This window comes from Aeromicrobium sp. Leaf245 (genome assembly GCF_942548115.1).
Taxonomy (GTDB): domain Bacteria; phylum Actinomycetota; class Actinomycetes; order Propionibacteriales; family Nocardioidaceae; genus Aeromicrobium.
Map to the genome: position 1 here is coordinate 2,122,910 of NZ_OW824151.1, position 21,774 is coordinate 2,144,683.

Annotated in this window: 21 protein-coding genes; 7 read left to right on the plus strand and 14 right to left on the minus strand. The window is 70.0% G+C overall.

The window, feature by feature from the left end:
• Window position 1: 1 nt before the first annotated feature.
• The 5 genes from NBW76_RS10520 to NBW76_RS10540 all read right to left on the minus strand — a co-directional run bounded on the left by NBW76_RS10520 (window position 2) and on the right by NBW76_RS10540 (window position 4,997).
• Window positions 2–1,309 (minus strand): sulfate adenylyltransferase subunit 1, encoded by a 1,308-nt coding sequence (locus NBW76_RS10520; RefSeq protein WP_055968323.1) that lies wholly within the window; start codon window positions 1,307–1,309, stop codon window positions 2–4.
• Window positions 1,309–2,247, minus strand: coding sequence for a sulfate adenylyltransferase subunit CysD (cysD, locus tag NBW76_RS10525; protein ID WP_055968321.1), 939 nt, complete (start codon window positions 2,245–2,247; stop codon window positions 1,309–1,311). Before cysD ends, NBW76_RS10520 begins: the two co-directional genes overlap by 1 nt.
• Before the next feature lie 37 nt (window positions 2,248–2,284).
• The gene (locus NBW76_RS10530; protein ID WP_082481945.1) at window positions 2,285–3,109 is read right to left on the minus strand and encodes a phosphoadenylyl-sulfate reductase; all 825 of its coding nucleotides are present in this window, start codon (window positions 3,107–3,109) and stop codon (window positions 2,285–2,287) included.
• Between the two features lie 62 nt (window positions 3,110–3,171).
• Window positions 3,172–4,419, minus strand: coding sequence for an MFS transporter (locus tag NBW76_RS10535; protein ID WP_056554710.1), 1,248 nt, complete (start codon window positions 4,417–4,419; stop codon window positions 3,172–3,174).
• On the minus strand, window positions 4,416–4,997 hold the full coding sequence (locus tag NBW76_RS10540) for a winged helix-turn-helix domain-containing protein (RefSeq protein ID WP_056554707.1): 582 nt from the start codon (window positions 4,995–4,997) through the stop codon (window positions 4,416–4,418). The genes NBW76_RS10535 and NBW76_RS10540 overlap by 4 nt, the downstream gene beginning before the upstream one ends.
• Window positions 4,998–5,100: 103 nt before the next feature.
• Between NBW76_RS10540 and NBW76_RS10545 the strand changes: the two genes are divergently transcribed.
• Both NBW76_RS10545 and NBW76_RS10550 read left to right on the plus strand, forming a co-directional pair.
• Entirely contained in the window at window positions 5,101–5,721 is a 621-nt protein-coding gene (locus tag NBW76_RS10545) for an L-threonylcarbamoyladenylate synthase (protein WP_055968315.1), read from the plus strand.
• Window positions 5,718–6,431, plus strand: a complete 714-nt coding sequence (locus tag NBW76_RS10550) for an alpha/beta fold hydrolase (protein WP_056554704.1) — start codon at window positions 5,718–5,720, stop codon at window positions 6,429–6,431. Before NBW76_RS10545 ends, NBW76_RS10550 begins: the two co-directional genes overlap by 4 nt.
• Here NBW76_RS10550 and NBW76_RS10555 read toward each other — a convergent pair.
• The 5 genes from NBW76_RS10555 to NBW76_RS10575 are packed head-to-tail and all read right to left on the minus strand — an operon-like array spanning window position 6,417 to window position 11,454.
• A complete protein-coding gene (locus tag NBW76_RS10555) occupies window positions 6,417–7,568 on the minus strand; it encodes an MFS transporter (RefSeq protein WP_056554701.1) in 1,152 nt (383 codons plus the stop codon). The genes NBW76_RS10550 and NBW76_RS10555 overlap by 15 nt on opposite strands.
• Before the next feature lie 34 nt (window positions 7,569–7,602).
• A complete protein-coding gene (locus NBW76_RS10560; protein ID WP_056554698.1) occupies window positions 7,603–8,520 on the minus strand; it encodes a DNA-3-methyladenine glycosylase in 918 nt (305 codons plus the stop codon).
• Complete coding sequence (locus NBW76_RS10565) at window positions 8,517–9,116, minus strand: DUF1992 domain-containing protein (protein WP_056554695.1); 600 nt, start codon at window positions 9,114–9,116, stop codon at window positions 8,517–8,519. Before NBW76_RS10565 ends, NBW76_RS10560 begins: the two co-directional genes overlap by 4 nt.
• Window positions 9,117–9,173: 57 nt before the next feature.
• Window positions 9,174–10,694 (minus strand): glycerol kinase GlpK, encoded by a 1,521-nt coding sequence (glpK, locus tag NBW76_RS10570; protein ID WP_056554692.1) that lies wholly within the window; start codon window positions 10,692–10,694, stop codon window positions 9,174–9,176.
• 37 nt (window positions 10,695–10,731) lie between these two features.
• Window positions 10,732–11,454, minus strand: a complete 723-nt coding sequence (locus NBW76_RS10575) for an MIP/aquaporin family protein (protein WP_255353967.1) — start codon at window positions 11,452–11,454, stop codon at window positions 10,732–10,734.
• 239 nt (window positions 11,455–11,693) lie between these two features.
• On the opposite strand from NBW76_RS10575, the gene NBW76_RS10580 reads away from it, so the two are divergent.
• Window positions 11,694–11,969 (plus strand): hypothetical protein, encoded by a 276-nt coding sequence (locus NBW76_RS10580; protein WP_156364793.1) that lies wholly within the window; start codon window positions 11,694–11,696, stop codon window positions 11,967–11,969.
• A 20-nt stretch (window positions 11,970–11,989) separates the two neighbouring features.
• Here the strand turns inward: NBW76_RS10580 and NBW76_RS10585 are convergent, their stop codons facing one another.
• Together NBW76_RS10585 and NBW76_RS10590 are read right to left on the minus strand one after the other, a co-directional pair.
• Window positions 11,990–13,261 carry an HNH endonuclease signature motif containing protein gene (locus NBW76_RS10585; RefSeq protein WP_055968303.1) on the minus strand — a complete coding sequence of 424 codons (1,272 nt, stop codon included), beginning with the start codon at window positions 13,259–13,261 and terminating at the stop codon, window positions 11,990–11,992.
• A 229-nt stretch (window positions 13,262–13,490) separates the two neighbouring features.
• The gene (locus tag NBW76_RS10590) at window positions 13,491–14,195 is read right to left on the minus strand and encodes a hypothetical protein (protein WP_056554688.1); all 705 of its coding nucleotides are present in this window, start codon (window positions 14,193–14,195) and stop codon (window positions 13,491–13,493) included.
• A gap of 1,636 nt (window positions 14,196–15,831) precedes the next feature.
• Between NBW76_RS10590 and NBW76_RS10595 the strand changes: the two genes are divergently transcribed.
• The 4 genes from NBW76_RS10595 to NBW76_RS10610 all read left to right on the plus strand — a co-directional run bounded on the left by NBW76_RS10595 (window position 15,832) and on the right by NBW76_RS10610 (window position 19,118).
• Complete coding sequence (locus NBW76_RS10595; protein ID WP_055968299.1) at window positions 15,832–16,557, plus strand: transglutaminase family protein; 726 nt, start codon at window positions 15,832–15,834, stop codon at window positions 16,555–16,557.
• Between the two features lie 188 nt (window positions 16,558–16,745).
• Complete coding sequence (locus NBW76_RS10600; protein ID WP_055968297.1) at window positions 16,746–17,813, plus strand: BtrH N-terminal domain-containing protein; 1,068 nt, start codon at window positions 16,746–16,748, stop codon at window positions 17,811–17,813.
• 137 nt (window positions 17,814–17,950) lie between these two features.
• Window positions 17,951–18,406, plus strand: coding sequence for a PaaI family thioesterase (locus NBW76_RS10605; protein WP_055968624.1), 456 nt, complete (start codon window positions 17,951–17,953; stop codon window positions 18,404–18,406).
• A 106-nt stretch (window positions 18,407–18,512) separates the two neighbouring features.
• A complete protein-coding gene (locus NBW76_RS10610) occupies window positions 18,513–19,118 on the plus strand; it encodes a 1-acyl-sn-glycerol-3-phosphate acyltransferase (protein ID WP_256468967.1) in 606 nt (201 codons plus the stop codon).
• Between the two features lie 44 nt (window positions 19,119–19,162).
• On the opposite strand, the gene NBW76_RS10615 is transcribed toward NBW76_RS10610, so the two are convergent.
• Together NBW76_RS10615 and NBW76_RS10620 are read right to left on the minus strand one after the other, a co-directional pair.
• Complete coding sequence (locus tag NBW76_RS10615) at window positions 19,163–20,365, minus strand: NAD(P)/FAD-dependent oxidoreductase (protein WP_055968294.1); 1,203 nt, start codon at window positions 20,363–20,365, stop codon at window positions 19,163–19,165.
• Complete coding sequence (locus NBW76_RS10620; protein ID WP_055968293.1) at window positions 20,362–21,750, minus strand: cytochrome P450; 1,389 nt, start codon at window positions 21,748–21,750, stop codon at window positions 20,362–20,364. The genes NBW76_RS10615 and NBW76_RS10620 overlap by 4 nt, the downstream gene beginning before the upstream one ends.
• Between the last annotated feature and the right edge of the window lie 24 nt (window positions 21,751–21,774).

Sequence of the window (21,774 nt, forward strand, 5' to 3'; positions counted from 1 at the left end):
ATCAGACCGAGGCGGTCGCGAGCAACGCGTCGCCGACCATGCCGGCCGCGAGGGTCGTGCCGTCCTGGGCGTCGACGAGCAGGAACGAGCCACCTGCGCGGGCGTGCAGGTACTCCTCGGCCGGGACGGGCGAGGCCAACCTCAGGCGCACGTGGCCGATGTCGTTGAGCTCCAGGCGGTCGGCCGCGTCGAGGCTGGCGGTCTCGAGGTCGAGCCGGCCGGTGATCTCGGTGACCATCGCCTGCACCGTCCTGGTGCCGTGCTTCACGAGGACCTTCGTCCGCGGCGCCAGCGAGTGGTCGGCGAGCCAGGCGATCGTGCCGTCCACGTCCTGGGTGAGCGACGGGACGCTGCGGGAGGTGACGATGAGGTCTCCGCGCGCGACGTCGACGTCGTCGGTGAGCCGCAGGGTGACCGACTGCGGTGCGAAGGCCTCCGTCAGCTCGCCGTCGGCCGTGTCGATGGCGGCGACGGTGCTCGTGCGGCCGCTCGGCAGCACCGTGACCGGGTCGCCCGGGCGGACGAGACCCGACGCGATCTGCCCCGCGTACCCGCGGTAGTCGCGGTGCTCCTCGCCGCCGGCCGCCTGAGGCCGGATGACGAGCTGGACGGGGAAGCGCAGGGGCTCGGAGTGCGGCTCGCCCGCGGGCGAGAGCGTCTCCAGGAACGTGAGGAGGCTCGGGCCGTCGTACCAGGGGGTGCGCACCGACCGCTCCACCACGTTGTCGCCGTCGAGGGCGGACACCGGGATCGTGGTGACGTCGGTGAGACCCAGGGACGCCGCCGAGGTGACGACCTCGTGCGCGACGCGCTCATAGGTGGCCTCGTCGAAGCCGACCAGGTCGATCTTGTTGACCACCACGACCACGTGCGGCACCCGCAGCAGCGACGCGACCGCGAGGTGCCGACGGGTCTGCTCCTGCAGCCCCTTGCGGGCGTCGACGAGCAGCACCACGACGTCGGCAGTGCTGGCGCCGGTGACGGTGTTGCGTGTGTACTGCACGTGCCCGGGGCAGTCAGCGAGGATGAACGACCGCTCGGCGGTCGCGAAGTACCGGTAGGCCACGTCGATCGTGATGCCCTGCTCGCGCTCCGAGCGCAGGCCGTCGGTCAGCAGCGCCAGGTCGGCGGAGGCGAGGCCGCGGTCGCGGCTGACCCGCTCGACGGCGTCGAACTGGTCGGCGAGCACCGACTTGGAGTCGTAGAGGAGTCGACCGACGAGCGTCGACTTGCCGTCGTCGACGGAGCCGGCCGTGGCGAGCCTGAGCAGCGTCTTGGTGGGAAGCGTCTTGGTGGGAAGCGTGCGCATCAGAAGTACCCCTCCTTCTTGCGGTCCTCCATGGCGGCCTCGGACGCGCGGTCGTCGGCCCGGGTGGCTCCCCGCTCGGTCAGACGCGTGGCCGCGACCTCGACCACGACGTCGTCGACGGTGGCGGCGTCGCTCTCGACCGCACCGGTGCAGGACATGTCGCCGACGGTGCGGTAGCGGACCAGTCGGCGCTCGACGGTCTCGCCGGGCCGCGGCTGCGAGACGTCGCTGACGCTGACGAGCATCCCGTCGCGCTCGAAGACGTCGCGCTCGTGCGCGTAGTAGAGCTCCGGCAGCGCGATGTCCTCGGCGGCGATGTACTGCCAGACGTCGAGCTCGGTCCAGTTGCTCAGCGGGAAGACCCGCACGTGCTCACCCGGACGGTGGCGGCCGTTGTAGAGGTTCCACAGCTCGGGGCGCTGGTTGCGGGGGTCCCACTGGCCGAACTCGTCGCGCAGGCTGAACACCCGCTCCTTGGCGCGGGCCTTCTCCTCGTCGCGACGGCCGCCGCCGAAGACCGCGTCGAACTTGTGGTCGGTGATCCCGTCGAGCAGCGGCTGGGTCTGCAGCTGGTTGCGGGTGCCGTCGCTGCGCTCGCGAAGACGGCCGTCGTCGATGTAGTCCTGCACCGACGCGACCTCGAGGCGCAGGCCGAGCCGCTCGACCGTGGCGTCGCGGAACGCGAGCACCTCGGGGAAGTTGTGCCCCGTGTCGACATGCATGACCGGGAACGGCACCGGCGCCGGCCAGAAGGCCTTGGTGGCCAGGTGCAGCATGACGACCGAGTCCTTGCCGCCGGAGAAGAGCAGCACGGGCCGCTCGAACTCCGCCGCCACCTCGCGGATGATGTGGATGGCCTCCGACTCCAACCAGGAGAGCTGGTCGAGCCGGTAGGTCGGGCGGCCGGCCGTGCCGGGCGCCTCGTCGACGACGGTCATGCGTTCCTTCTCGATCTCGGTGGTCGCGCGGGGGTGCTCACGTGTGCAGGCCGCACTCGGTCTTGTCGACGCCGGCCCAGCGGCCGGCGCGGGGATCCTCGCCCGGGGCGACCCGCCGGGTGCACGGCGCGCACCCGATGGAGGGGTAGCCGTCGTTGACGAGCGGGTTGACGATCACGTCGTGCTCGTCGGCGTAGGCGAGCACCTCGTCGAAGGTCCACGCCGCGAGCGGGTTTACCTTGACCAGCTGGTTCTTCTCGTCCCAGGTGACGAGCGGCGTGTCGGCACGCGTCGGGCCCTCGTCGCGGCGGACGCCCGTGATCCACACCTCGTACGCGCCGAGGGTGCGGGTGAGCGGCTCGACCTTGCGCAGGTGGCAGCACAGGCCCGGGTCGCGGGCGAAGAGGTCCTTGCCGTGCTCGGCGTCCTGCTCGGCCACGCTCTGGCGCGGCTTGACGTCGACGATCGTGAGCTCCATCGACGACTCGACGGCGTCGCGGGTGCCGATCGTCTCGGCGAAGTGGTACCCCGTCTCGAGGAACAGCGTGTCGACCCAGGGCAGGTGCTGCGCGACCACGTGGGGGAGCACGGCGTCGGCCATGGAGCACGCGACTGCCGTGCGGTACCCGAACTCCTCCGCGACCCAGGCGAGCACCGCGCGGGTGCCGTCCGGGCCGGCCGGCTGGTCGGCGAACCGGGCCTCGGCCTGCTCGGCGACGGCGCGCAGGGTGGCCGGGTCGCGTCGCGGGCCGAGCACGGCCTCGCGGGTGCGGTGGTGCTCCACGCGGGCCTCGTCGTGGGCGACCTGACGGGCGCGACGCTCGGCGAGCGTCGGTCCCGCGGGCGGGATGGTCTCGGACATGGTCCCAGCGTAGGCGGGGGTCCCGAGCGGTGAGAGCGGTCGCCGCATCGTGGACAGGTGCGCTAGGACACCTCGACGGGCACGCGGTCCATGGCCCGGAAGCGACGGTCCACGACCGGCGCCAGCGTGGTCACGAGGTAGAGCACGCCGGCCACCAGGAGGGCGGCCCGCAGGTCCAGCAGGGCGAGCAGGGCGCTGCCCACGAGACCCCCGAACGGCATCAGGCCCCAGGCCACGGCGGTCGACATCGCGCCGACCCGGCCCACGAGGTGCCGCGGGATGCGCTCGAAGAACACGGCTCCCACGACCGGGTTGAGGAACCCGGAGGCGAGTCCGGCCACGGCCATGACGACCACCGGTGCCGAGGTGACGTCGGACCAGGCGAGCACGGCGAACCGGGGCAGGCCGCACACCACGAACGCGACGACGTAGACGGCGAACCGGGGCATCCGGTCGGCCCACGCGGCCGCCACGAGCGAGCCGACGACCGACGTCCCCGCCATGACCGCGAGCAGCAGTCCCACCGCGCCGACCCCGGGCCCGGTCTCGACGGCCCAGACGGGCAGGAGGACCGCGGTGAACGCGACGTCCAGCAGGTTGGTGAACGCGATCATGACCGTGAGCGCCAGGATCACGGGGTCGCGGCGCAGGAACTGCCACCCCGCGCGCAGCCGCGCGAGGTAGGAGTGGGGATCGTCGTCGGCCGGCACGCCACGGCCGACCGAGCGGGCTCCGAGGCCCAGGACGACAGCCGCGAGCGCGAGCCCCGCGGCATTCACGGCCAGGGCGTCCGCGGCGCCCACGAGGGCGACCAGGCCCGCTGCCAGCGCCGCGCCCACGAGGCTCGAGGTGCGCTCGACCGTGGACGCCAGCCCCGTGACGCGCTCCATGGGCTGTCGCGTGGACTCCGCGAGCACCGGGACGAGGCTGTGCCGGGCGGCGTCGGCCGGACCGCGCAGGGCGCCGGTGGCGGCGACGAGCACGAGGAGTGCGGGGAAGGAGAGCGCGTCGAGATGGTGCAGCGCGGGGATGGCGGCGACCGTGAACGCGCTCGCGGCGTCGCAGCCGACCGCCACGCGCCGGGCGCCGAGGCGGTCGATGGCCGGCCCCGACAGCACCTTCGCCACGACGAGGGGAGCGAGCTCGGCGAAGGCCACCACGCCCGCCGCGGTGGCGGAGCCCGTGGTCGTGAGGGCGAGCCAGGGGAGAGCGACCGCGGCCAGCCGCGTCCCGGTGAGCGCGAGGGCGTCGGCGAGCAGCCAGGCGGCCAGGACCCGCCGACCCCGGTCGGTGAGCGGACGCCTGGTCACGTTCCCGTCACGCTCCCGGGCCAGGGGTTGGCGTGCAGGCGCACCACGACGGGACGGGCCTCGGGGTGGTCCTCGTCCTGCACCTCCTCGAGCACCGCCTCCAGCCGTTCGACGAGCCGCTGGGCCGTCTCGGGGCGCAGGCGCCGCACGTAGTCGCTCAGGGTCGAGGCCGAGCGCCAGGCCTGGGGCAGCAGAGAGAACTCCTCGACGGCGCGCTGCATCTGCTCGGCGTGCACGACCGCGACCGCCTGGGCGAAGGCGTCGACGGCTGCGAGCTCGTCGGCATCGCGGGGGCTGCCGGTCGACGTGCTGCGGTGCGAGGCACGCCACCGCCGGGTCCGGGCGTCGACGTCGTCGCCGGCGTCCTCGACGAAGCCGTGCACCGCGAGCTGGCGCAGGTGGTACGAGGTCGCTCCCGACGACGTCCCGGTCCGCGCGGCGAGCTCGGACGCGGTGGCGGGTCCCTCGAGCCGCAGCAGACCGAGCAGGCGCAGGCGCAGCGGGTGGCTGAGGGCTCGCAGTCCCGTGGGGGACGGGGTGACGCTGTCGGCGGTCGGGAGGTCGCGCTCGTCGGTCACGACGCGAGCCTAGATCACAAAGGAGTCTTTGCAAAGATCTCTTGGCAATCGTGGTCGCGGTGACGGGGGTGACCGGACGCCACCGGGCTCGTAGGGTCGAGCCATGGCGCGCTACCTCGAGATCCACCCGGAGAACCCCCAGCCCCGCGCGGTCGAGCAGGCCACCGCGATCCTGCGCGACGGCGGTCTGATCGCCTATCCGACGGACTCCGGCTACGCCCTCGGCGCCGCGCCCGGGAACCAGGAGGCCCTGGACCGGATCCGCAGCATCCGTCGGCTCGACGACAAGCACCACTTCACGCTCGTGTGCAAGGACTTCGCCCAGCTCGGCCAGCTGGTGCACGTCGACAACGCGATCTTCCGTGCCGTCAAGAGCGCGACGCCCGGCCCGTACACGTTCATCCTGCCGGCCACCCGCGAGGTTCCCCGGCGGATGCTGCACCCGAAGAAGAAGACGGTGGGCGTGCGGATCCCCGACCACGTGGTCGTGCGCGCGCTCCTGGAGTCGCTGGGGGAGCCCATCCTGTCGAGCACGTTGATCCTGCCCGACCACGACGAGCCCATGACCGAGGGCTGGCTGGTGAAGGAGGAGCTGGACCACCTCGTCGACGCGGTGGTGGAGTCCGGCGACGTGGTCGCCGAGCCCACCACGGTGGTCGACTTCGTGGACGGCGTCCCCGAGATCGTCCGCGAGGGCGCCGGCGACCCCGACCGCTTCCGATGAGCGGACCGGCCACCTTCGTCCTCGTCCCCGGCGCGGGAGGGGCACCGTGGAGCTGGAGCCGGCTCACCCCGTTGCTCGAGGCCGCCGGCCACCGGTGCGTGGTCGTCGACCTCCCCGGTCCGGACCCGACGGTCGACCTCGACGGCTACGTGGCGTTGGTCGTCGACGCCATCCACTCGGCGCGGGAGACGCCTGGACCCGTGGTGCTCGTCGGTCAGTCCTTCGGCGGGTTCAGCACGTCGGCGGCCGCCGCGCGCGAGCCGGTCGACCTGCTGGTGCTGCTGAACGCGATGATCCCGTCCCCGGGCGAGTCCGGCGGCGCGTGGTGGTCGGCCGTGGGCCTCTCGGGCGCCCGGCGCGAGGCCGAGGCGGCGGCCGGTCGCGATCCTCAGGCTCCTTTCGACCCGCTCGCGGTCTTCTTCCATGACGCCGCCGACGACCTGCTGACCGAGGTCGCTGACCAGGACCGCGACGAGTCCGACGCCTCCTTCGGGTCCGTCTGGCCGGCCGACGCCTGGCCCGACGTCCCCACGGTCGTGCTCGTCGCCGACGACGACCGGCTCTTCCCGCCCGACTTCCAACGACGCGTCGCACAGGAGCGGCTCGGCCTGGGGGTGACCGAGGTGCCGGGCGGCCACCTCAACGCCCTGACCCGACCGAGCGAGCTCGCCGAGGAGCTGGTGAGGATCGCCCGCTCAGCGGGTCGCTGAGGTGCGGCGACCGGCGATTGCGACGAGCGCGGAGGCCGCGGTGAGACCGGCGAGCAGCAGCATCGTCTGGGTGCCGTCCAGCCACGACAGCAGCAGGGTCGCGAGGTACGGCGCCGCGAAGCCGACGTAGGTGAGGCTGTAGAAGACGGCGTTCACGGTGGCCAGGTCCCGTGCCGGGGTGATCGTCTCGACCGTCCGGAGTCCGGCCACCAGGACGAAGCCGTAGGCCGTGCCCAGCAGCATGCAGGCCGGGACGACCAGCCAGGACGCGCCGGTGGTGGCGGCGAGCGCCCCCACGCCGAACCCGGCCACACCCGCTCCCATGCCCACGGCGAGCGTGACGCCGGTGGCGAGCCTGCGGCCGTACGGCTGCAGCGCGACCCCGGTGCCGAGGGTCAGGAAGACGAGCGCCCCGACCAGCGCGTAGGCCGGGCCGGGGACGTCGACGACCGCAGGCAGCGTGGCGAAGGCGAGGGTCGCCGTGCCGAACACCCACGGGGCCGTCGGCACGACCTGGGTCAGGAACCGGCGCGAGCCGAGCACCTGACGCAGGGTCGCGGCGTCGGGATCGCTGGTGGCGACGTCGTCCGGATCGGGCTCCGGCGCCGGACGCAGGAGCACCGCGACCGCGACGGTGAGCACCAGGTGCGGCACGTACGGCAGCACCGTGGGCGCCGGTGCCCACTGCGCCAGCACCCCGGTGACGAGCGGACCGGTGCCGAACCCGGCCGACAGCGCGATCGCCGCCCGGCGCGCACCGGTGCCGGGCGCGGCGTCGGACAGCTCCTTGACCCACGCGGTGCCGGGTGCGAACGCGGCGCCGCTCGCGACGCCGGCCAGGAGGCGACCGACGAGCAGCAGGGTGAGCGAGTGCCCGCCCACCATCAGGACGACGGTGGCGACGAAGGACAGCACGAGCACCGGGCGCAGGACGCGGCCGCGTCCGATCCGGTCCGAGACCGGGGCCACGAGCAGCAGGGCGGGGACCAGCCCCACCGCGTAGGCGCCGAACAGCGCGGTGACCTGACCGGCGGTGGCTCCGTCGACCTCCCGGTACACCGGCAGCAGGGCGGCGAACTGGTTCGCGCCCCATCCCACGGCGAAGAGCGCGAGCGCGGCTCGGAACCAGGACGGCACGACGCCACGCTACGCGCGGCGTCGGTGAGATCCCTCAGCGGGCGCGGTGGTCGACGCGTGACATGCGGGCCCCGTGCCGCTCGACCCGGACGTGTGGGCTCAGCTGCATGAGGCGCAGCGCCAGGAAGCGGTGGGGCCGGAACGGCTCCAGCACCTCCGCCACCTCGTGGTCGTGCTCGAGCCGGTGACCGAGCAGGGCGGTCCCGACCGTGCTGGCCAGGTGGTAGTCGCCGAACGGCACCGCGTCGGTGTCGCCGAAGGCCCGCGAGCCGACCTCGGCCGCGGTCCAGACGCCGACTCCTGGCAGCGACCGCAGGGCGGCCGAGGCGTCGGTGGGCTCGCGGTCGGCGAGTCGCTCGAGGGACTCGCCCAGACGCGTGACGGCCTGCACCGTCCGGTACCGCTTGGGGTCGACCCCGGCCCGGTGCCACTCCCACGAGGGCAGCGCCGCCCATGCCTCGGCCGTCAGCGGCAGCCGCATGCCCGACGGCGCCGGACCCGGCGGGACCTCACCGTGCCGTGTGAGCAGCTGGCGCCACGAGAGGAAGGCGTCGGCACCCAGGACCTTCTGCTCGATGATCGCCGGGACGAGCGCCTCGACCACCCGACGGGTGCGGGGTACCCGGAGCCCGGGGTGTCGTCGATGGGCGTCGGCGACCACGGGGTGGGCCAGGGGAGGGCGGTGCGGCTGGTCCCCGCCGAGGCACGCAGGCAGCTCGTCGAGCACCTCGGCCGCACCCGGACCCCACGCCACGGCCTCCACGACGTGAGCGTCCAGCTGGCGCAGGTGGAGCGTGGCCGGGCCCGACGGCGGTCGCGTGGCGCGCCAGATCTCGGCACCCCGGCCGCGGAAGGCGGGGTCGGCGGGGCCGCGACGCAGGGTCGACAACGTGCGCCAGACGTCGAGGGGTGCGGTGCTGCGCCAGGTGCGGCCCAGCCCCTCGTCGGTCACGCGCCGCCGCGTCGGGCGCGGAGGCGATCGCGCCACGACACCCGCCGGGGCGGGGGAGGGGTCGGGCGTGCCGCAGCCCGCCGGCGCAGGCGCTCGCGCCAGGCGCGCACCTCGTCGTCGACGTCGCGGGTCGGGGTGATGACCGGCGGACCGCCCTGGAGCTGGCGTCGTGCCTCGACGACGCGACGGTTGAAGTCCGCGAGCATCTCGCGGACGCGTTCCTCCGAGCCGGTGGAGTCGAGGAGGTCGTCGAGCTCGGCGTCCTCCTTGCGCAGCGCCAGGGCGGGCGGCAGGACGCCGGAGACGTTCTCGCGCTCGATCAGCTGCTTGAGCCACCAGTCGGGATCGTGGCGGAAGACCCGGGGCGGCAACGGCTTGCCGGCCAGCGGCAGGTCGTCGAAGTCGCCGCGGGCGATCGCGGCTCGGATCTGGCCGTCGACGTAGAGAGCCTGGTCCTCGGGGCGCCGCCCGCGTGCGGGGCCCGCGCCCTCGTCGCCCTCGTCAGCGGCGTCCGGGTCGGGAGCGCGCGACGTGTCGGGCGCCGGGTCGTCACCGAGGCGGTAGTGCGCCGCTCGGCGCCGCGGGTCGTCGGACATCGTTCCTCCTGCCACCACTCTAGGCAGGAGGAACGACACCGGCCGCTCGGCCGATCCTCAGTCGACGTCGTCGTCGACCCAGTCGAGGGTCTTGGTGACGGCCTTCTTCCAGCTGCGGTAGTACTTCTCGCGCTCGTCCTCGGGCATCTGCGGCGTCCACCGCTTGTCCTCGCCCCAGTTGGTGCGGATGTCGTCCTCGTTCTCCCAGTAGCCGACGGCCAGACCCGCGGCGTACGCAGCGCCGAGCGCGGTGGTCTCGGCGACCTTCGGGCGGACGACGTCGACGCCGAGGATGTCGGCCTGGAACTGCATGAGGGTCTCGTTGACGACCATGCCGCCGTCGACGCGCAGCTCGGTGAGCGGGACGCCGGAGTCGGCGTTCATGGCGTCGAGCACCTCGCGCGTCTGGTACGCCGTGGACTCCAGCACCGCCCGGGCGATGTGGCCCCGGTTCACGTAGCGCGTCAGGCCCACCAGGGCGCCACGTGCGTCGGGGCGCCAGTGCGGGGCGAACAGGCCCGAGAACGCCGGTACGAAGTACGCCCCGCCGTTGTCGTCGACCTGCTTCGCGAGGTCCTCGATCTCCGGCGCGCTGCCGATGAGGCCGAGGTTGTCGCGGACCCACTGCACGAGGGACCCGGTGACCGCGATGGAGCCCTCGAGCGCGTACACCGTGGGCTCGTCGCCGATCTTGTAGCAGACGGTGGTGAGCAGCCCGTTCTCCGACGGGACGGCCTCGGTGCCGGTGTTGAGCAGCATGAAGTTGCCGGTGCCGTAGGTGTTCTTGGCCTCGCCCTTCTCCAGGCAGGCCTGCCCGAAGGTCGCGGCCTGCTGGTCGCCGAGGATGCCGGCGACCGGGGTGCCGTTGAGGATGCCGGGCTTGCACTCGCCGTACACCTCCGAGCTCGACCTGATCTCCGGCAGCATCGACAGCGGGATGTTCATGTCGGCGGCGATGCTCTCGTCCCACTGCAGGGTCTCGAGGTCCATCAGCAGCGTGCGGCTCGCGTTGGTGACGTCGGTGACGTGGACACCGTCGTTCTCCGCGCCGCCCGTGAGGTTCCACAGCACCCAGGTGTCCATGTTGCCGAACAGCAGCTCGCCGGCCTCGGCGCGCTCCTGGGCGCCCTCGACGTGGTCGAGGATCCAGCGGACCTTGGGCCCGGAGAAGTAGGTGGCCAGCGGCAGCCCGACCGTCTCCTTGTAGCGGTCGAGCCCGCCGTCGGCTGCCAGGCCGTCGACGATCTTCTGGGTGCGGGTGTCCTGCCAGACGATCGCGTTGTAGATCGGCTGTCCGTTGGACTTGTCCCACACGAGGGCGGTCTCGCGCTGGTTGGTGATGCCGACGGCGGCGATGTTCTTGCTGTTGAAGTTCGCCTTGGCCAGGGCGCCGCCGATGACGTCGCGCGTGTTGGTCCAGATCTCGAGCGCGTCGTGCTCGACCCACCCGGCTCGCGGGAAGATCTGCTCGTGCTCGACCTGGTCGACGGCCACCACCGATCCTGCGTGGTCGAAGATCATCGCGCGGGTCGAGGTGGTGCCCTGGTCGATGGCGAGGACGTACGTGTTGTCGGCCATGCTCGAATCTCGATTCTGTGTGGGGTCGGGGTGCGGGTCAGACGTAGTTCGCGGCGGCGGCCAGGAGGCCTCCGAGGATGCCACCGATGGCGGGTCCGACGACAGGGATCCAGGAGTAGGACCAGTTGCTGTCGCGCTTGTCCTTGATCGGCAGCACGAAGTGGGCGATGCGTGGGCCCAGGTCGCGCGCCGGGTTGATGGCGTAGCCCGTGGGACCGCCGAGGCTGGCGCCGATGCTGACGACGAGCAGCGCGACGGCCAGGGGGCCGAGCTCGGTGGGCGTCTTGCCGAACGCGATGATCACGAACACGAGGACGAAGGTGCCGATGATCTCGGTGATGAGGTTGGAGGACGTGCGCGCGATCTGCGGTGCGGTGCAGAAGACGCCGAGCTTGTCGTCCGGATCGCTCTCCGGGGCGTCGAACTGGTCGCGGTAGGCCAGCCAGCACAGCGTGGCGCCGAGGAAGGCGCCGAGCAGCTGGGCGGCGAGGTACACCAGCACCTTGACGGCGGTGTTGCCGCCGAGGTCGTCGCCGGACGCGACGAGACCCAGTGTCACGGCGGGGTTGATGTGCGCGCCGGACTTGTAGGCGACGTAGACGCCGGCGAACACCGCCAGGCCCCAGCCGAAGCTGACCATCAGGAAGCCGCCGGCGTTGCCGTTCGTCTTGGCCAGCGCGACGTTCGCGACGACGCCGCAGCCGAGCAGCAGGAGCGTGGCGGTGCCCATGACCTCGGGCAGGAAGATGTCTGTGAGCACGTGGTCCCCCCGGCCGACCCGACAGACTCGTAGCCCGCTCGGTGCGGACGTCCCCCGAGACGCCTCGGTCGGTGTGGGTCGAGCCTATCGTGACCCCCGTCACATCGCGGTGTGGGTGCGGCGTCGCCGGGACCGGGAGGATGTTCCAGGTCAGGGAGTCGAGCCGTCGGGTCGTGACCTCCGGGGTTGCGCGCTCGTTGGGGGTGATGACATCGATCGGGGGTCGCGAGGAGGTCGTCGTGCCCGTCCTGACCTTCGACATGCCTGCGGACTCCGGGGCGAGCCTGTGCGTGTCGACGCGACTGCTCGTGCGGGCCCCCGAGGTCGAGCTGTGCTGGCTCGAGGGTGACGAGGGCGTCCTGGTGCTGCGCCTGGAGTGCGACGAGAGCGACGTCGCGGTCCTTCGGCACCACGTGCTGACGGCTCACCCAGCAGTCGTGGACGCGGCGTCGCCGGGGGAGGGTCCTCCGGCACGTCCCGAGGCGCGGCGCGGCGTCGGTCGGCATCGGCGCTGACGTCGGCTGTAGACGCCTCGTCAGGCGGCGACGTACTCGAAGGCCCCCGTGGCTGGGTAGTGCTCGGCGAGCACGACGACGGGTTCGGTCCTCCTCGTCCAGGCGCGGGTGAAGGCGGTGCGTCCGGGCACGGCGCGTGTGGGCAGGTGCCATCGGGTGGTGCCGTCCTCGTCGTGGTCGACGGGGAGTGCTCCGCGGGTCTTGAGTCCGTGGTGGGGGCGACATCGTGGGTGGAGGTTGCCTGCGGTGGTGGGTCCGCGGTCTGGGTGGTCGGGGTCGAAGGGTTGCTGGTGGTCGAGGTCGCACGCTTCTGCTGGTTTGTCGCAGGTGGGGATGTCGCAGACGCCGTCGACGAGCTCGAGGGCGCGGCGGAGTGGGGCGGTGGGGAAGCGGCCGAGCTCGGTGACGTCGAGGATGCCGCCGGCCTCGTCGGTCAGGAGGCGACTGAACAGCGTGCCGGGCTGCGTGGCGAGCTCGCGGACCAGTGTGGGGTCGATGGCGTGCTGGCCGTCGCCGGTGACGGCGGGTTCGTCGTCCAGGCCCAGCAGGGTGGCCAGGGAGACGGTGATCCCGACGTGGAACCGGCCCCGGCCGGGGGCGTCCGCGGTGCGACCCAGGAGCCGGTCGGTCAGGACGTCGGCGCGGGCCTGGGACAACCGTCGGTCGTCGTCGGGGTCGTCGGCACGTTGCGCTTTGGCGGCCAGGGACAGCTTGCGCTCGATCAGCAGGGCGTCGTGGGTCGGGATGAACGCCTGGAGCAGGCTCATCCCGTCGTCCATCGCCGTGATGGTCACGTGGCGCTGGGCGGTCGCCTCGCGGCGGCGCCGTGCAACGTTCTCGGCCTCGACCCGTGCCACGAACCGGCGCAGCCAGCCCTTGAGCTGGGACAGCGTGTGGGTCGTGGCGTAGGGGACCACGGACTCGTCGAGCAGCTCCACCGACGCGACCTCGTGCAGGCGCCACCGGGCCGAGGCGATCGCGCGGGCCTTCGCCCGATCGAGCTCACCGTCGCTGTGGGCGGCCCACACCGTCGGCAGGTCCGCCGTGAGGGTCCTGGTCGTCGCGACCAGGTGCGCGACGAATCCCGACGCGACCTCGAGCTCGACCGCGACCTCCAGGATCGCGACCTGGCGGGCGTCCTCGGCCGAAGCAGCGCTCCGCCCGGCCGCGACCGCGTCGGACCGACGACCCTCCACGAACGCCAGCACCGTCGCAGCCTGCGCAGCCTCGGCCCGCCACAGCACCCGCGACGCATCCGTCGCGAGGCCGAGGAGAGAGTCCGTCGAGGTCATGTAACGAACATAGATTCGACGTCCGACACCGAGTTTCGCCGCGTTCGCCTCGGTGCCAAAAGCATCGGGGGGAGTGGAGCTACCCGTCCGCGCTTCTCAGGCTCACGTCGAGGCGGGTCATGAGTCGGGCGACCGGAGTGCGACCCGTCGGCGCCGGGGGATAGCGGCGCAGGATCGCCACGAGCGCGGGGGAGACGAGGCGTCGGGTGTCGTCGCCGCGGGAGTCGACTCAGGCGTCCTCGGCCGAGGTCGAGGCGCGCTGCTCCACGGCGATGAAGACCTTCACGCTGTCGTACGTCGCCACGTCCGTCGGTGCGAGACGCACGTCGGCCTCGCTGCGAGCCGCTAGACGTGTCGGCTCGCCGACAGGGGAGACCGTGAGAGCTTGTTGCGACTCCCCCTCGGCGGGGCGGTTCCAGGTGATCCCCACGAGGCGGACCACGTAGTCGCTTCTGCCGGGATTGCTCACCCTGGCCGTGCGAGCCTCGTACGGACGGTCGACCGGCTCTCCCTGGGCATCCAGGAAGTCGACCTCGGGATAGGCCGTCCCGGCGTCCTCGGCGGTGCGCATCCCTTCGACCGTGACCTCGACGTCCTCCACGTCGCCGGACCCGGGGCCCTCGAAACGCAGGATGTCGAGCACCTCGTAGTTCGCCGGCGCGACGACCAGACCTCGATCGCTTCCGAACACCGTGGTCACCGAGACATCGGTCATCGGCTCCGAGTCCGAGTCAAGTGCCACGAAGGACAGGGTCGGAGCTGCGGAGAGGGTCCTGGACGTGTTGGTGATCGTGAGCGTCTGGTCGATCGTTCCCTCGTCGGAGACGCCGGAGTAGGCGAACCGCAGGTCGACCGCATCGTCTGCGGGCTGGTTGGTGGAGCTCTCACTCGGGTCGTTCGACCCGGTGCAGCCGGCGAGGGCGAGCGACAGCAACGCGACGGTGATCGTTGTCCCTGAACATCGTGCGACTCTAGAGGCCGGATCGTCCCTCGGCTCGCCTGGACGGAGCGAGCACGGCTTCGCTGGGTGGTTCGGGTGCGCCCGGGAGTGGAGGAGCGCACTTGACAGTTGACAGATGGGTTGTCACTTTTGCCAGGGTTCTGTCGTCCGAGTTCCCCGCAGTGACGTCTAGACCCCGACTCCGCGATTGTCAGATTGGTTGTCACGGATCGCTGGACCAGCGGGTCTGGGTCAAGTTTGTCACTTAATTTGTCGCGTCTGGGCGCGTCCAGACGGAGGGTTGGGTTACGACCACCATTGAGGCGCTGATCCAACCGTGAATCGCCTAGCGAGGTGCCACTCGTCATGCTGGTCGGGAATGTCGCGTTCGCTGAACTCGCGAGGCGGTTCGACGGACAGGCGGCTGTCTAGCCGAGATGCTCGGGCACTGGCGTCGATAGGAAGCTGAAGATTGAGATCGATCTTCCGTGCTCGAAGGAGAGGGTCCCCCTCACCGGGGTCAAGTACGTGTTCCCCGCGAAGACGGAGTTCTCCCGGACCGCTGACTGCGACACTTGAAGTACTCGAACGCCACGGGACCTCTCGATGAACCTGCCCCGGCTTGGCGACATTCACAACATAGGGAGCGCGTTCGGTAGTGAACTGGAGAGCCATCACGTCGGCGTTGCCAGACACCAGTACCCGCAACCACGTCGGCTCGGGAGATGGACCGTCAAAGTGCTTTCGAACCGCATTCCACCAGTTCGCCGGTTCGACGCCCGAGGTACTTCCGATGCGCCGACGACGCTCGTCGAGGCCGATGACCCAGAGAATCGATTCACCGCCAGCAGCGTTCGCGTGGCCGGCGATACGGCGAGCAACATCATGATTAGCGGATGGCCATAGGGCCTTGAGTTCGATGCGGTCGTCTTCGACTTGTCGGCCCGCGATTACGGCTTCAACGATGGCACCGACGCGAGCCTCCAACATCTGCAACTCCATAACGGTCAGGTCTAGCAGATGAAGGACCCGGTGACTGGTGCCGCGTTTGGCGGCATAGTTCGCGTCCTGAGCCCTCGCGATGGCTCCTGGGCGTCGCTGCGCGCTAGTCCCAGCAGGGGGCACCGCTTACTCGATGCCCTTGACGCCGATGAAACGATCGATCGCATGGCCGTTTGCGACGCGCCCTGCCCCAGAGCGTGACGCGAGCGCGGTCTTCCGACATGCGCGGAGAGGAGAGCGGGCCGTACGCGCGGCGGTTCGCGTTGTGCGGAGCGCTGGCGCGGGCCGCTGCGACCGGAACAGAATCAAAGCTATGTCGCTTCGTTGACAAAAACTGTAAGTTGTCACACCATGGCAAGGGTGTGCTGATGTGCAGACAACTGGGCATCGCACTGTCAAACCCAATCTCGTGTTGGTGCGACCTGTCCTCTCGGAAGCTAGACGTCCGGGGGCGAGTGGCAGCAGCGACCTGGACCGCGGCGAAAGGACACCTGATGCCGAGCCTCCCGTCGGTGAGCGGCGTTCGCGTTGCTCCTGTCCGTCGACGAGGCTTGCGCGACGATGACCTGGCCTCGGTCACGTACTCATCCGTCACGGCCGTCGGGCCCATGAGCAGTGCGGAACACAGATGAGTCAGTCGCCGGCAGCCTTTCTCGACGCGACGGAGTTCCTCGATATCGAGCACGCAGCTGTCCGCGAGTTCACTGCAGCTTCGATCGAGGGCGCGAGAACCGACCGTGAGAAGTCGGTTCGCCTCTTCACCGCAGTCCGCGATCAGATTTGGTACGACCCCTACTCGGCGTCGGAAGACCCTGCTCACTACCGAGCGAGCTTCGTCCTAGAAGCAGGGCGTGCCTATTGCGTTCCGAAGGCGGTGCTGCTGACCGCGGTGTGCCGGGCCGCCGGGATCCCGGCTCGGCTTGGCTTCGCCGACGTCCGTAATCATCTGCAGACTGACTCGCTGCGCAGCCTCATGAGCGGGTCGGACTTGTTCGTCTATCACGGTTACAGTTCACTGTTCATCGACGGCAGGTGGGTCAAGGCGACGCCGGCGTTCAACACCGAGCTGTGCGCCCGATTCGGAGTTCCCCCGGTCGAGTTCGACGGCGAGCACGACGCGCTGATGCACGCCTTCACCGCCGATGGAACCCAGCACATGGAGTACGTCCAGGATCGCGGCGTCTTCGACGACCTGCCGCTGACCGACATCCTGACGGAGCTTCGTCGTTCCTACGGGTCGCTGATGGTCGCCTCCGCGGAGCGCGTGACGGATGAGTTCACCGATCCTCCAGCCACGAGCGCGTCGTCCGATGACAGTTCACGTCCTCTTGACTCGCCGGCAGATCGCCGATGAGCACGACCGCTGCCGGGTTGCTCGGCCACGACCGCCGCCGGGTCACTCGGCGCAAGGACCCCGCCACCCCATCCGTCATGCCCAGTCCGCGGCTCAGCTGAATGTGAGGCCCGCGGCACCTCTTCGCCGCGAAGCCTGAGCCGCCTCCTTCTGCCCCTGACCTACCGAGATCTGCCAAAGGACGTCACATGTCAGACACCGCGCTCATCCAGGACTACCCCCACCAGATGGGCGGCCACTGTGGCTCTGGTGCTCTGCGCGACCTGCTGCACTGGAACGGGCTGGGATGGGAGGGCCCGCCACGCGAGGGCCTGGTCTTTGCGCTCGGCGGTGCTCTGGGTTTGTCGTACGTGCGATCGAGTGGCCTGATGCCTCCGGTCTACCTGGTGGGTCGGGGCTCAGACTTCGAGGTCGATCTCCCCGTGCGCCTGGGAGGGAAGGTCAAGGTCCTGACGACGGACGATCCCGAGGAGGGATGGACGTGGGTCCGCGACGAGGTCGACGCCGGCCGTCCCAGTCTTGTCTGGGGTGACATTGCCGAGCTCCCGTACCTGCGGGTCAAGCTCCAGATGAGCCGTCACGACATCGTGGTGATCGGCTACGACGAACGCCAGCGCGTGGCGTATGTGGTGGACAACGACCGGGCCGACGTTCAAGAAGTCCCACTCGAGGCCCTGGCGCGTGCGCGGTCGTCGAAGTCCTTCCCTGAGCCGACGCGCCACTGCACGTACCGGATCACTTGGCCTGAAGTGCTGCCCGAGCTTTCGGAGGTCGCGGCCGAAGCGTTCCAGCAGTCCGCATCGCGGATGAGCCACCCGTCGGGTCCGGGGATCATCGATCTCGCGGCGGCAGGCCACGGCGCCGAAGGCCTCGCCGGGGTGGCGCTGCTGGCCTCCGATGTGCAGACCTGGGTCGACCTTCCGGCCGACGAGCTCGAGGTGCTGCTGTTCAGCCTGAGCGCGTTCGTCGAGAAGGCCGGGACCGGGGGCGGACTGTTCCGCCGCTTGCTCGCCGACGGTTGTGAGGACGTCGCCCGATTGACCGGAGACGCTGCAACCGCTGACCTTGCCGAAGCGGCCAGCCGGTGCGCGCAGGCGTGGACGCAGACTGCGCGCGCCGCAGTGCAGCGCGACGTCGACACCCGAGCTCGCGCCGAGGCGGTCGCCGAGGCAGCCAGCGCCTTGCCCGACCTCGAGGCGAAGGTGGTCGAGTCACTGGAAGCGGCCGCCGAATCCTTGGCGGCTGCGGATCGTTGAGTGTTGAGGTGACAGGCGAGATGGACGTGCGGCGCCCTGGTGGCAGTGACCCGACCCTGAGTAGCGACGCTGAGATCCGAAGAGCGGACGCGGAGCTCTTCGCGCAGTGGACATCCCATCTCGCAGCTCAGGAGGCCGTGGCTATCGGCCAGACGCTGCCTCCTCATTCGCAGGAATGCGTCGGGTGCGGACCAGCCAATCCTGCAGGTCTCGGCCTGCAGGTGGTGCGCACGGCGGACGGGGTTGAGGCGGTCCACAGCTTTTCTGACGCTCACGTCGGTGCACCTGGCATCGCCCACGGAGGCGCTGTCGCGCTCGCTTTCGACGACCTGTTCGGCTTCACCCTCTACACCGTCGGTGCACTTGCAGTCACCCGCAGCATCACGGTCGAGTACCAGGCGCCTTTCCGTCTCCACCACCCGTACACGTTCCGCGCGCAGTTGAGAGAGCGGAACGGTCGACGGCTTCTCCTGCACGCTGAAGCGTGGGACAACGTTGGACGTATGGCGGGTTCGGCCACGGCGACCTTCGTGGTGGTCGGTGCTGGTCACTTCGCCTCAGGCGGGCAGCGGCCTGACGGAGAAGTCGATTAACGCCGGCCGGGCTGTGGTGACTCGATCGTTCGGTCCACGGTTCCCTCCGCGGTGGGGTGCAGCGTGGTGGACCGCGTTCCTGGTCTGTAAGCCCGTGCTACTGGTGGTGCGTCGTCGGGACTGGCGCGGCCTCGACAACATCCCCCAAGAGGGAGGCGTGGTGCTCGCCGTCAATCACGTCTCGGAACTCGATCCGTTGCTCGTGGCTGAAGCGGTGCTCGCCACGGGACGGACTCCGGCTTTCCTGGCCAAGAGCAGCTTGTTCGACAGCGCGATCGTGGGTCGGTGGTTCCGAGCCGCCGGGCACGTCCAGGTAGACCGCGACCATGGTCGCGGCGGATTCGATGCCGCCCTGGAGGCGCTTCGCGCGGGCACTCTCGTCGTGGTGTACCCGGAGGGGTCGATCACCAAGAACAACGACGGCCGTCTGATGGGGCTGAAGTCGGGAGCCGTGCGACTCGCGCTCGAGTCAGGTGCACCGCTGATTCCGGTGGCGCAGCTCGGAGCTCAGCAAGTCCTCCCGGCATACAGTCGACGGCCGCGGCTTCTCAAGCGGCCCGTGGTCACGATCGACGTCGGTCAGCCTCTGGGGTTGGACAACCTTCGCAGGCGCGGATCCGGGCCGGAAGTCGTGCAAATCGGGACCCGCCGCTTGACGAACATCCTGACGACCATGATCGAGGATCTCGTGCGAGGTCGGCGCCCCGTGTGAAGCCCTTTGGCGGGCGTCTGGCCGCTGAACGTCGGGGCGCCACCTCAACCGACGGACAGGCCGAGGAGCTCCTCCCGATGCACGGGAGTTCGCTGAGTGATGGCTCGTTTGCTGAACATGAAGTCGCGCGGCCGGTTGACGCAGTCGGCGGCGATGAGCTCGCCCTCGCGCAGGTAGAAGCAGGCGAAGTCGCGGTCGCACGCCGGGTCGCCGCTCAGGATCACCTCGTCATACCCAGTGTTGAGGCCGGCGATCTGGAGCTTGAGATCGTACTGATCCGACCAGAACCATGGCAGAGCGGCGATCTCCTTGGATTTGCCGCACATCGTCGCCGCGGCCACCTTGGCCTGCTCGCCCGCGCTCGACACTGACTCCAGACGAATCCGGCGGCCGTATCGGGCAATGTCGCCGCTGGCGCAGTCGCCAGCGGCCACGATGTCCGGATCGCTCGTGCGTGCTTGCGAGTCGATCAGGATGCCGTTGTCCACGGTCAGGCCTGCTGCTGCGGCAAGCTCGACGTTCGGTTCGACACCGATTCCGACGATGACCAGGTCGGCGGGGATCGATTCGCCCGTGGACAGGACCACCTCGCGGACCTGGACGTCGCCGGCGAGTGCGTGGACGAGAGCTCCGGTCCGGATGGTGACCCCCTCTTCGCGGTGGATGCGATCGAAGAACGCCGAGACTGCGGGCGCCGTGACGCGCTCGAGGACCCGCTCGGTGGCCTCCAAGACGGTCACCTCCAGACCGAGGGTCCGAAGCGAGGCGGCCGTCTCGAGTCCGATGTAGCCGCCTCCGACGATGACTGCGCGACGGGCAGTGGTGGCGGCGTCCCGGATCAGTTCGACATCGGCGGCTGTGCGCAGGTAGAAGACTCCCGCCAGATCGGCCCCTGGCGCCGGAAGTCGCCGGGCGCGAGCGCCGAGGCACAGCGCGAGCTTGTCGAAGGTCAGGGTCTGCCCGTTGCTCAGCCCAAGCTGTCCCGCCGAACGGTCGATCGCCTCGACCGTGACGTCCATCAGCTTGATGTCCTGCTTGGCGTAGAACTCGGAGCTTCGGATCGCTAGGTCTTCGAGCGTGCTCCTGCCGGAGAGGTAGGCCTTCGACAATGGGGGTCGTTGGTAGGGCAACGCCGACTCGTTGCCGATGAGGATGATCTCTCCGTCCCACTTCTCCTGGCGCAGACTGGCCGCGAGCTGTGCTCCGGCGTGGCTCGCCCCGACGATCACCGCTCGGGGCAGTGTCATGTGCTGGTCTTCGGTGTGAGCTGGACCATCAGCTTGCTGATGCCTCGCACGAAGTTCGACTGCACATATTCCGGTTCGCCGACGACCTGGATGTTCTCGAAGCGCGGCAGCAGCTCCTCCCAGAGGATCTTCAGCTGCAGCTCGGCCAACCGGTTCCCCATGCAGCGGTGGACGCCGAAGCCGAACGAGATGTGGTTGCGCGCGTTGGCTCGGTCGATGATCAGGTCGTCGGCGCGGTCGAACAGCGCCTCGTCGCGGTTTCCGGAGGCGTACCACATGACGACCTTGTCGCCCTTGCGGATGAACTGGCCGTTGAGCACGACGTCCTTCTTGGCGATACGGCGCATGTACGCGAGCGGGGTCTGCCAGCGGATGATCTCCGAGACCATGTTGGGAATCAGGTCGGGATTCGCCTTCAGCTTCTCGAACTGGTCGGGGAATCGGTTGAGCGCCAGGACTCCTCCGCTCATCGAGTTCCGGGTGGTGTCGTTGCCGCCGACGATCAGCAGCGTGAGGTTGCCAAGGAATTCCATTGGGCGATCGATCAGGTCCTTGGTGTCCTCGTTGCTCTGCAGCATCGTGATCAGGTCGAAGCCGGGAGCTTCGCCAGCGGCAGTCCGCGCGGCCTTGTCGCGCCAGAGGGCGCTCAAACCGAGCGCCGCGTCCCGCATGCCGCGAAACACCTTGTCGTTGTCGGAGGGGCCACCGTTGGCCTGCTCCATCGAGGACGCGAGGTCTGACCATTCGACCAGCTTGTGGCGCTGCTCGTAGGGAAAGTCCAGCAGCGTGGCAAGCATCCGCGCGGTGAGCTCGACCGAGACGTTGCTGACCCAGTCGAACGGTTGGTCCACGGGCAACTCGTCAAGGACCTCCTGGACGCGTGATCGGATGAGCCCCTCCATCTCGCGAAGATTCTTCGGGGCGACGACACCTTGGACAGCTGCTCGCTGGAGGTCGTGTCGGGGAGGGTCCATCGCGATGAACATCTCGACGTCGAGAAAACGCGGCGGCGTGCCGATGATGATGAACGGCTCGGCGGAGAAGGCGTCGTGGTTCTTGTCGACAGCCACGATGTCGGCGTGGCGGGTGACGGACCAGAACGGTCCGAACGGGCTGTTCGCCTGGTAGTGAACCGGAGCCTCCTTGCGCAGCCGCTCGAAGTAGGAGAGCCAGCGTCCCTGGCGGTACATGAACGGGTTGCTGACGTCGATGTCGGTCAGCTCCACGTCCTCCACCGGGGGGATCGGCTCCTCGACGAACATCTTCTGGCCGTTCGTGCCGGTCACCCAACGGCGGGTCTTGTCGTAGAGGTGCGCACCCTGGATCTGGCGGTCGACCGGGATGGTCGACTGGACCCTGGTGGAGATGGCTTCTGAGATCTTCATGGCGTGGCTTCCGTCTCTCTCGTC

What these genes read in the sequence shown, in the direction of transcription:
- NBW76_RS10545 (WP_055968315.1), top strand. Translation starts at nt 5,101, where the DNA reads ATGGCGCGCTACCTCGAGATCCACCCGGAGAACCCCCAGCCCCGCGCG.
- NBW76_RS10600 (WP_055968297.1), top strand. Translation starts at nt 16,746, where the DNA reads ATGTCAGACACCGCGCTCATCCAGGACTACCCCCACCAGATGGGCGGC.
- NBW76_RS10565 (WP_056554695.1), bottom strand. Translation starts at nt 9,116, where the DNA reads ATGTCCGACGACCCGCGGCGCCGAGCGGCGCACTACCGCCTCGGTGAC.
- cysD (WP_055968321.1), bottom strand. Translation starts at nt 2,247, where the DNA reads ATGACCGTCGTCGACGAGGCGCCCGGCACGGCCGGCCGCCCGACCTAC.
- NBW76_RS10620 (WP_055968293.1), bottom strand. Translation starts at nt 21,750, where the DNA reads ATGAAGATCTCAGAAGCCATCTCCACCAGGGTCCAGTCGACCATCCCG.
- NBW76_RS10520 (WP_055968323.1), bottom strand. Translation starts at nt 1,309, where the DNA reads ATGCGCACGCTTCCCACCAAGACGCTTCCCACCAAGACGCTGCTCAGG.
- NBW76_RS10595 (WP_055968299.1), top strand. Translation starts at nt 15,832, where the DNA reads ATGAGTCAGTCGCCGGCAGCCTTTCTCGACGCGACGGAGTTCCTCGAT.
- glpK (WP_056554692.1), bottom strand. Translation starts at nt 10,694, where the DNA reads ATGGCCGACAACACGTACGTCCTCGCCATCGACCAGGGCACCACCTCG.
- NBW76_RS10530 (WP_082481945.1), bottom strand. Translation starts at nt 3,109, where the DNA reads ATGTCCGAGACCATCCCGCCCGCGGGACCGACGCTCGCCGAGCGTCGC.
- NBW76_RS10615 (WP_055968294.1), bottom strand. Translation starts at nt 20,365, where the DNA reads ATGACACTGCCCCGAGCGGTGATCGTCGGGGCGAGCCACGCCGGAGCA.
- NBW76_RS10585 (WP_055968303.1), bottom strand. Translation starts at nt 13,261, where the DNA reads ATGACCTCGACGGACTCTCTCCTCGGCCTCGCGACGGATGCGTCGCGG.
- NBW76_RS10550 (WP_056554704.1), top strand. Translation starts at nt 5,718, where the DNA reads ATGAGCGGACCGGCCACCTTCGTCCTCGTCCCCGGCGCGGGAGGGGCA.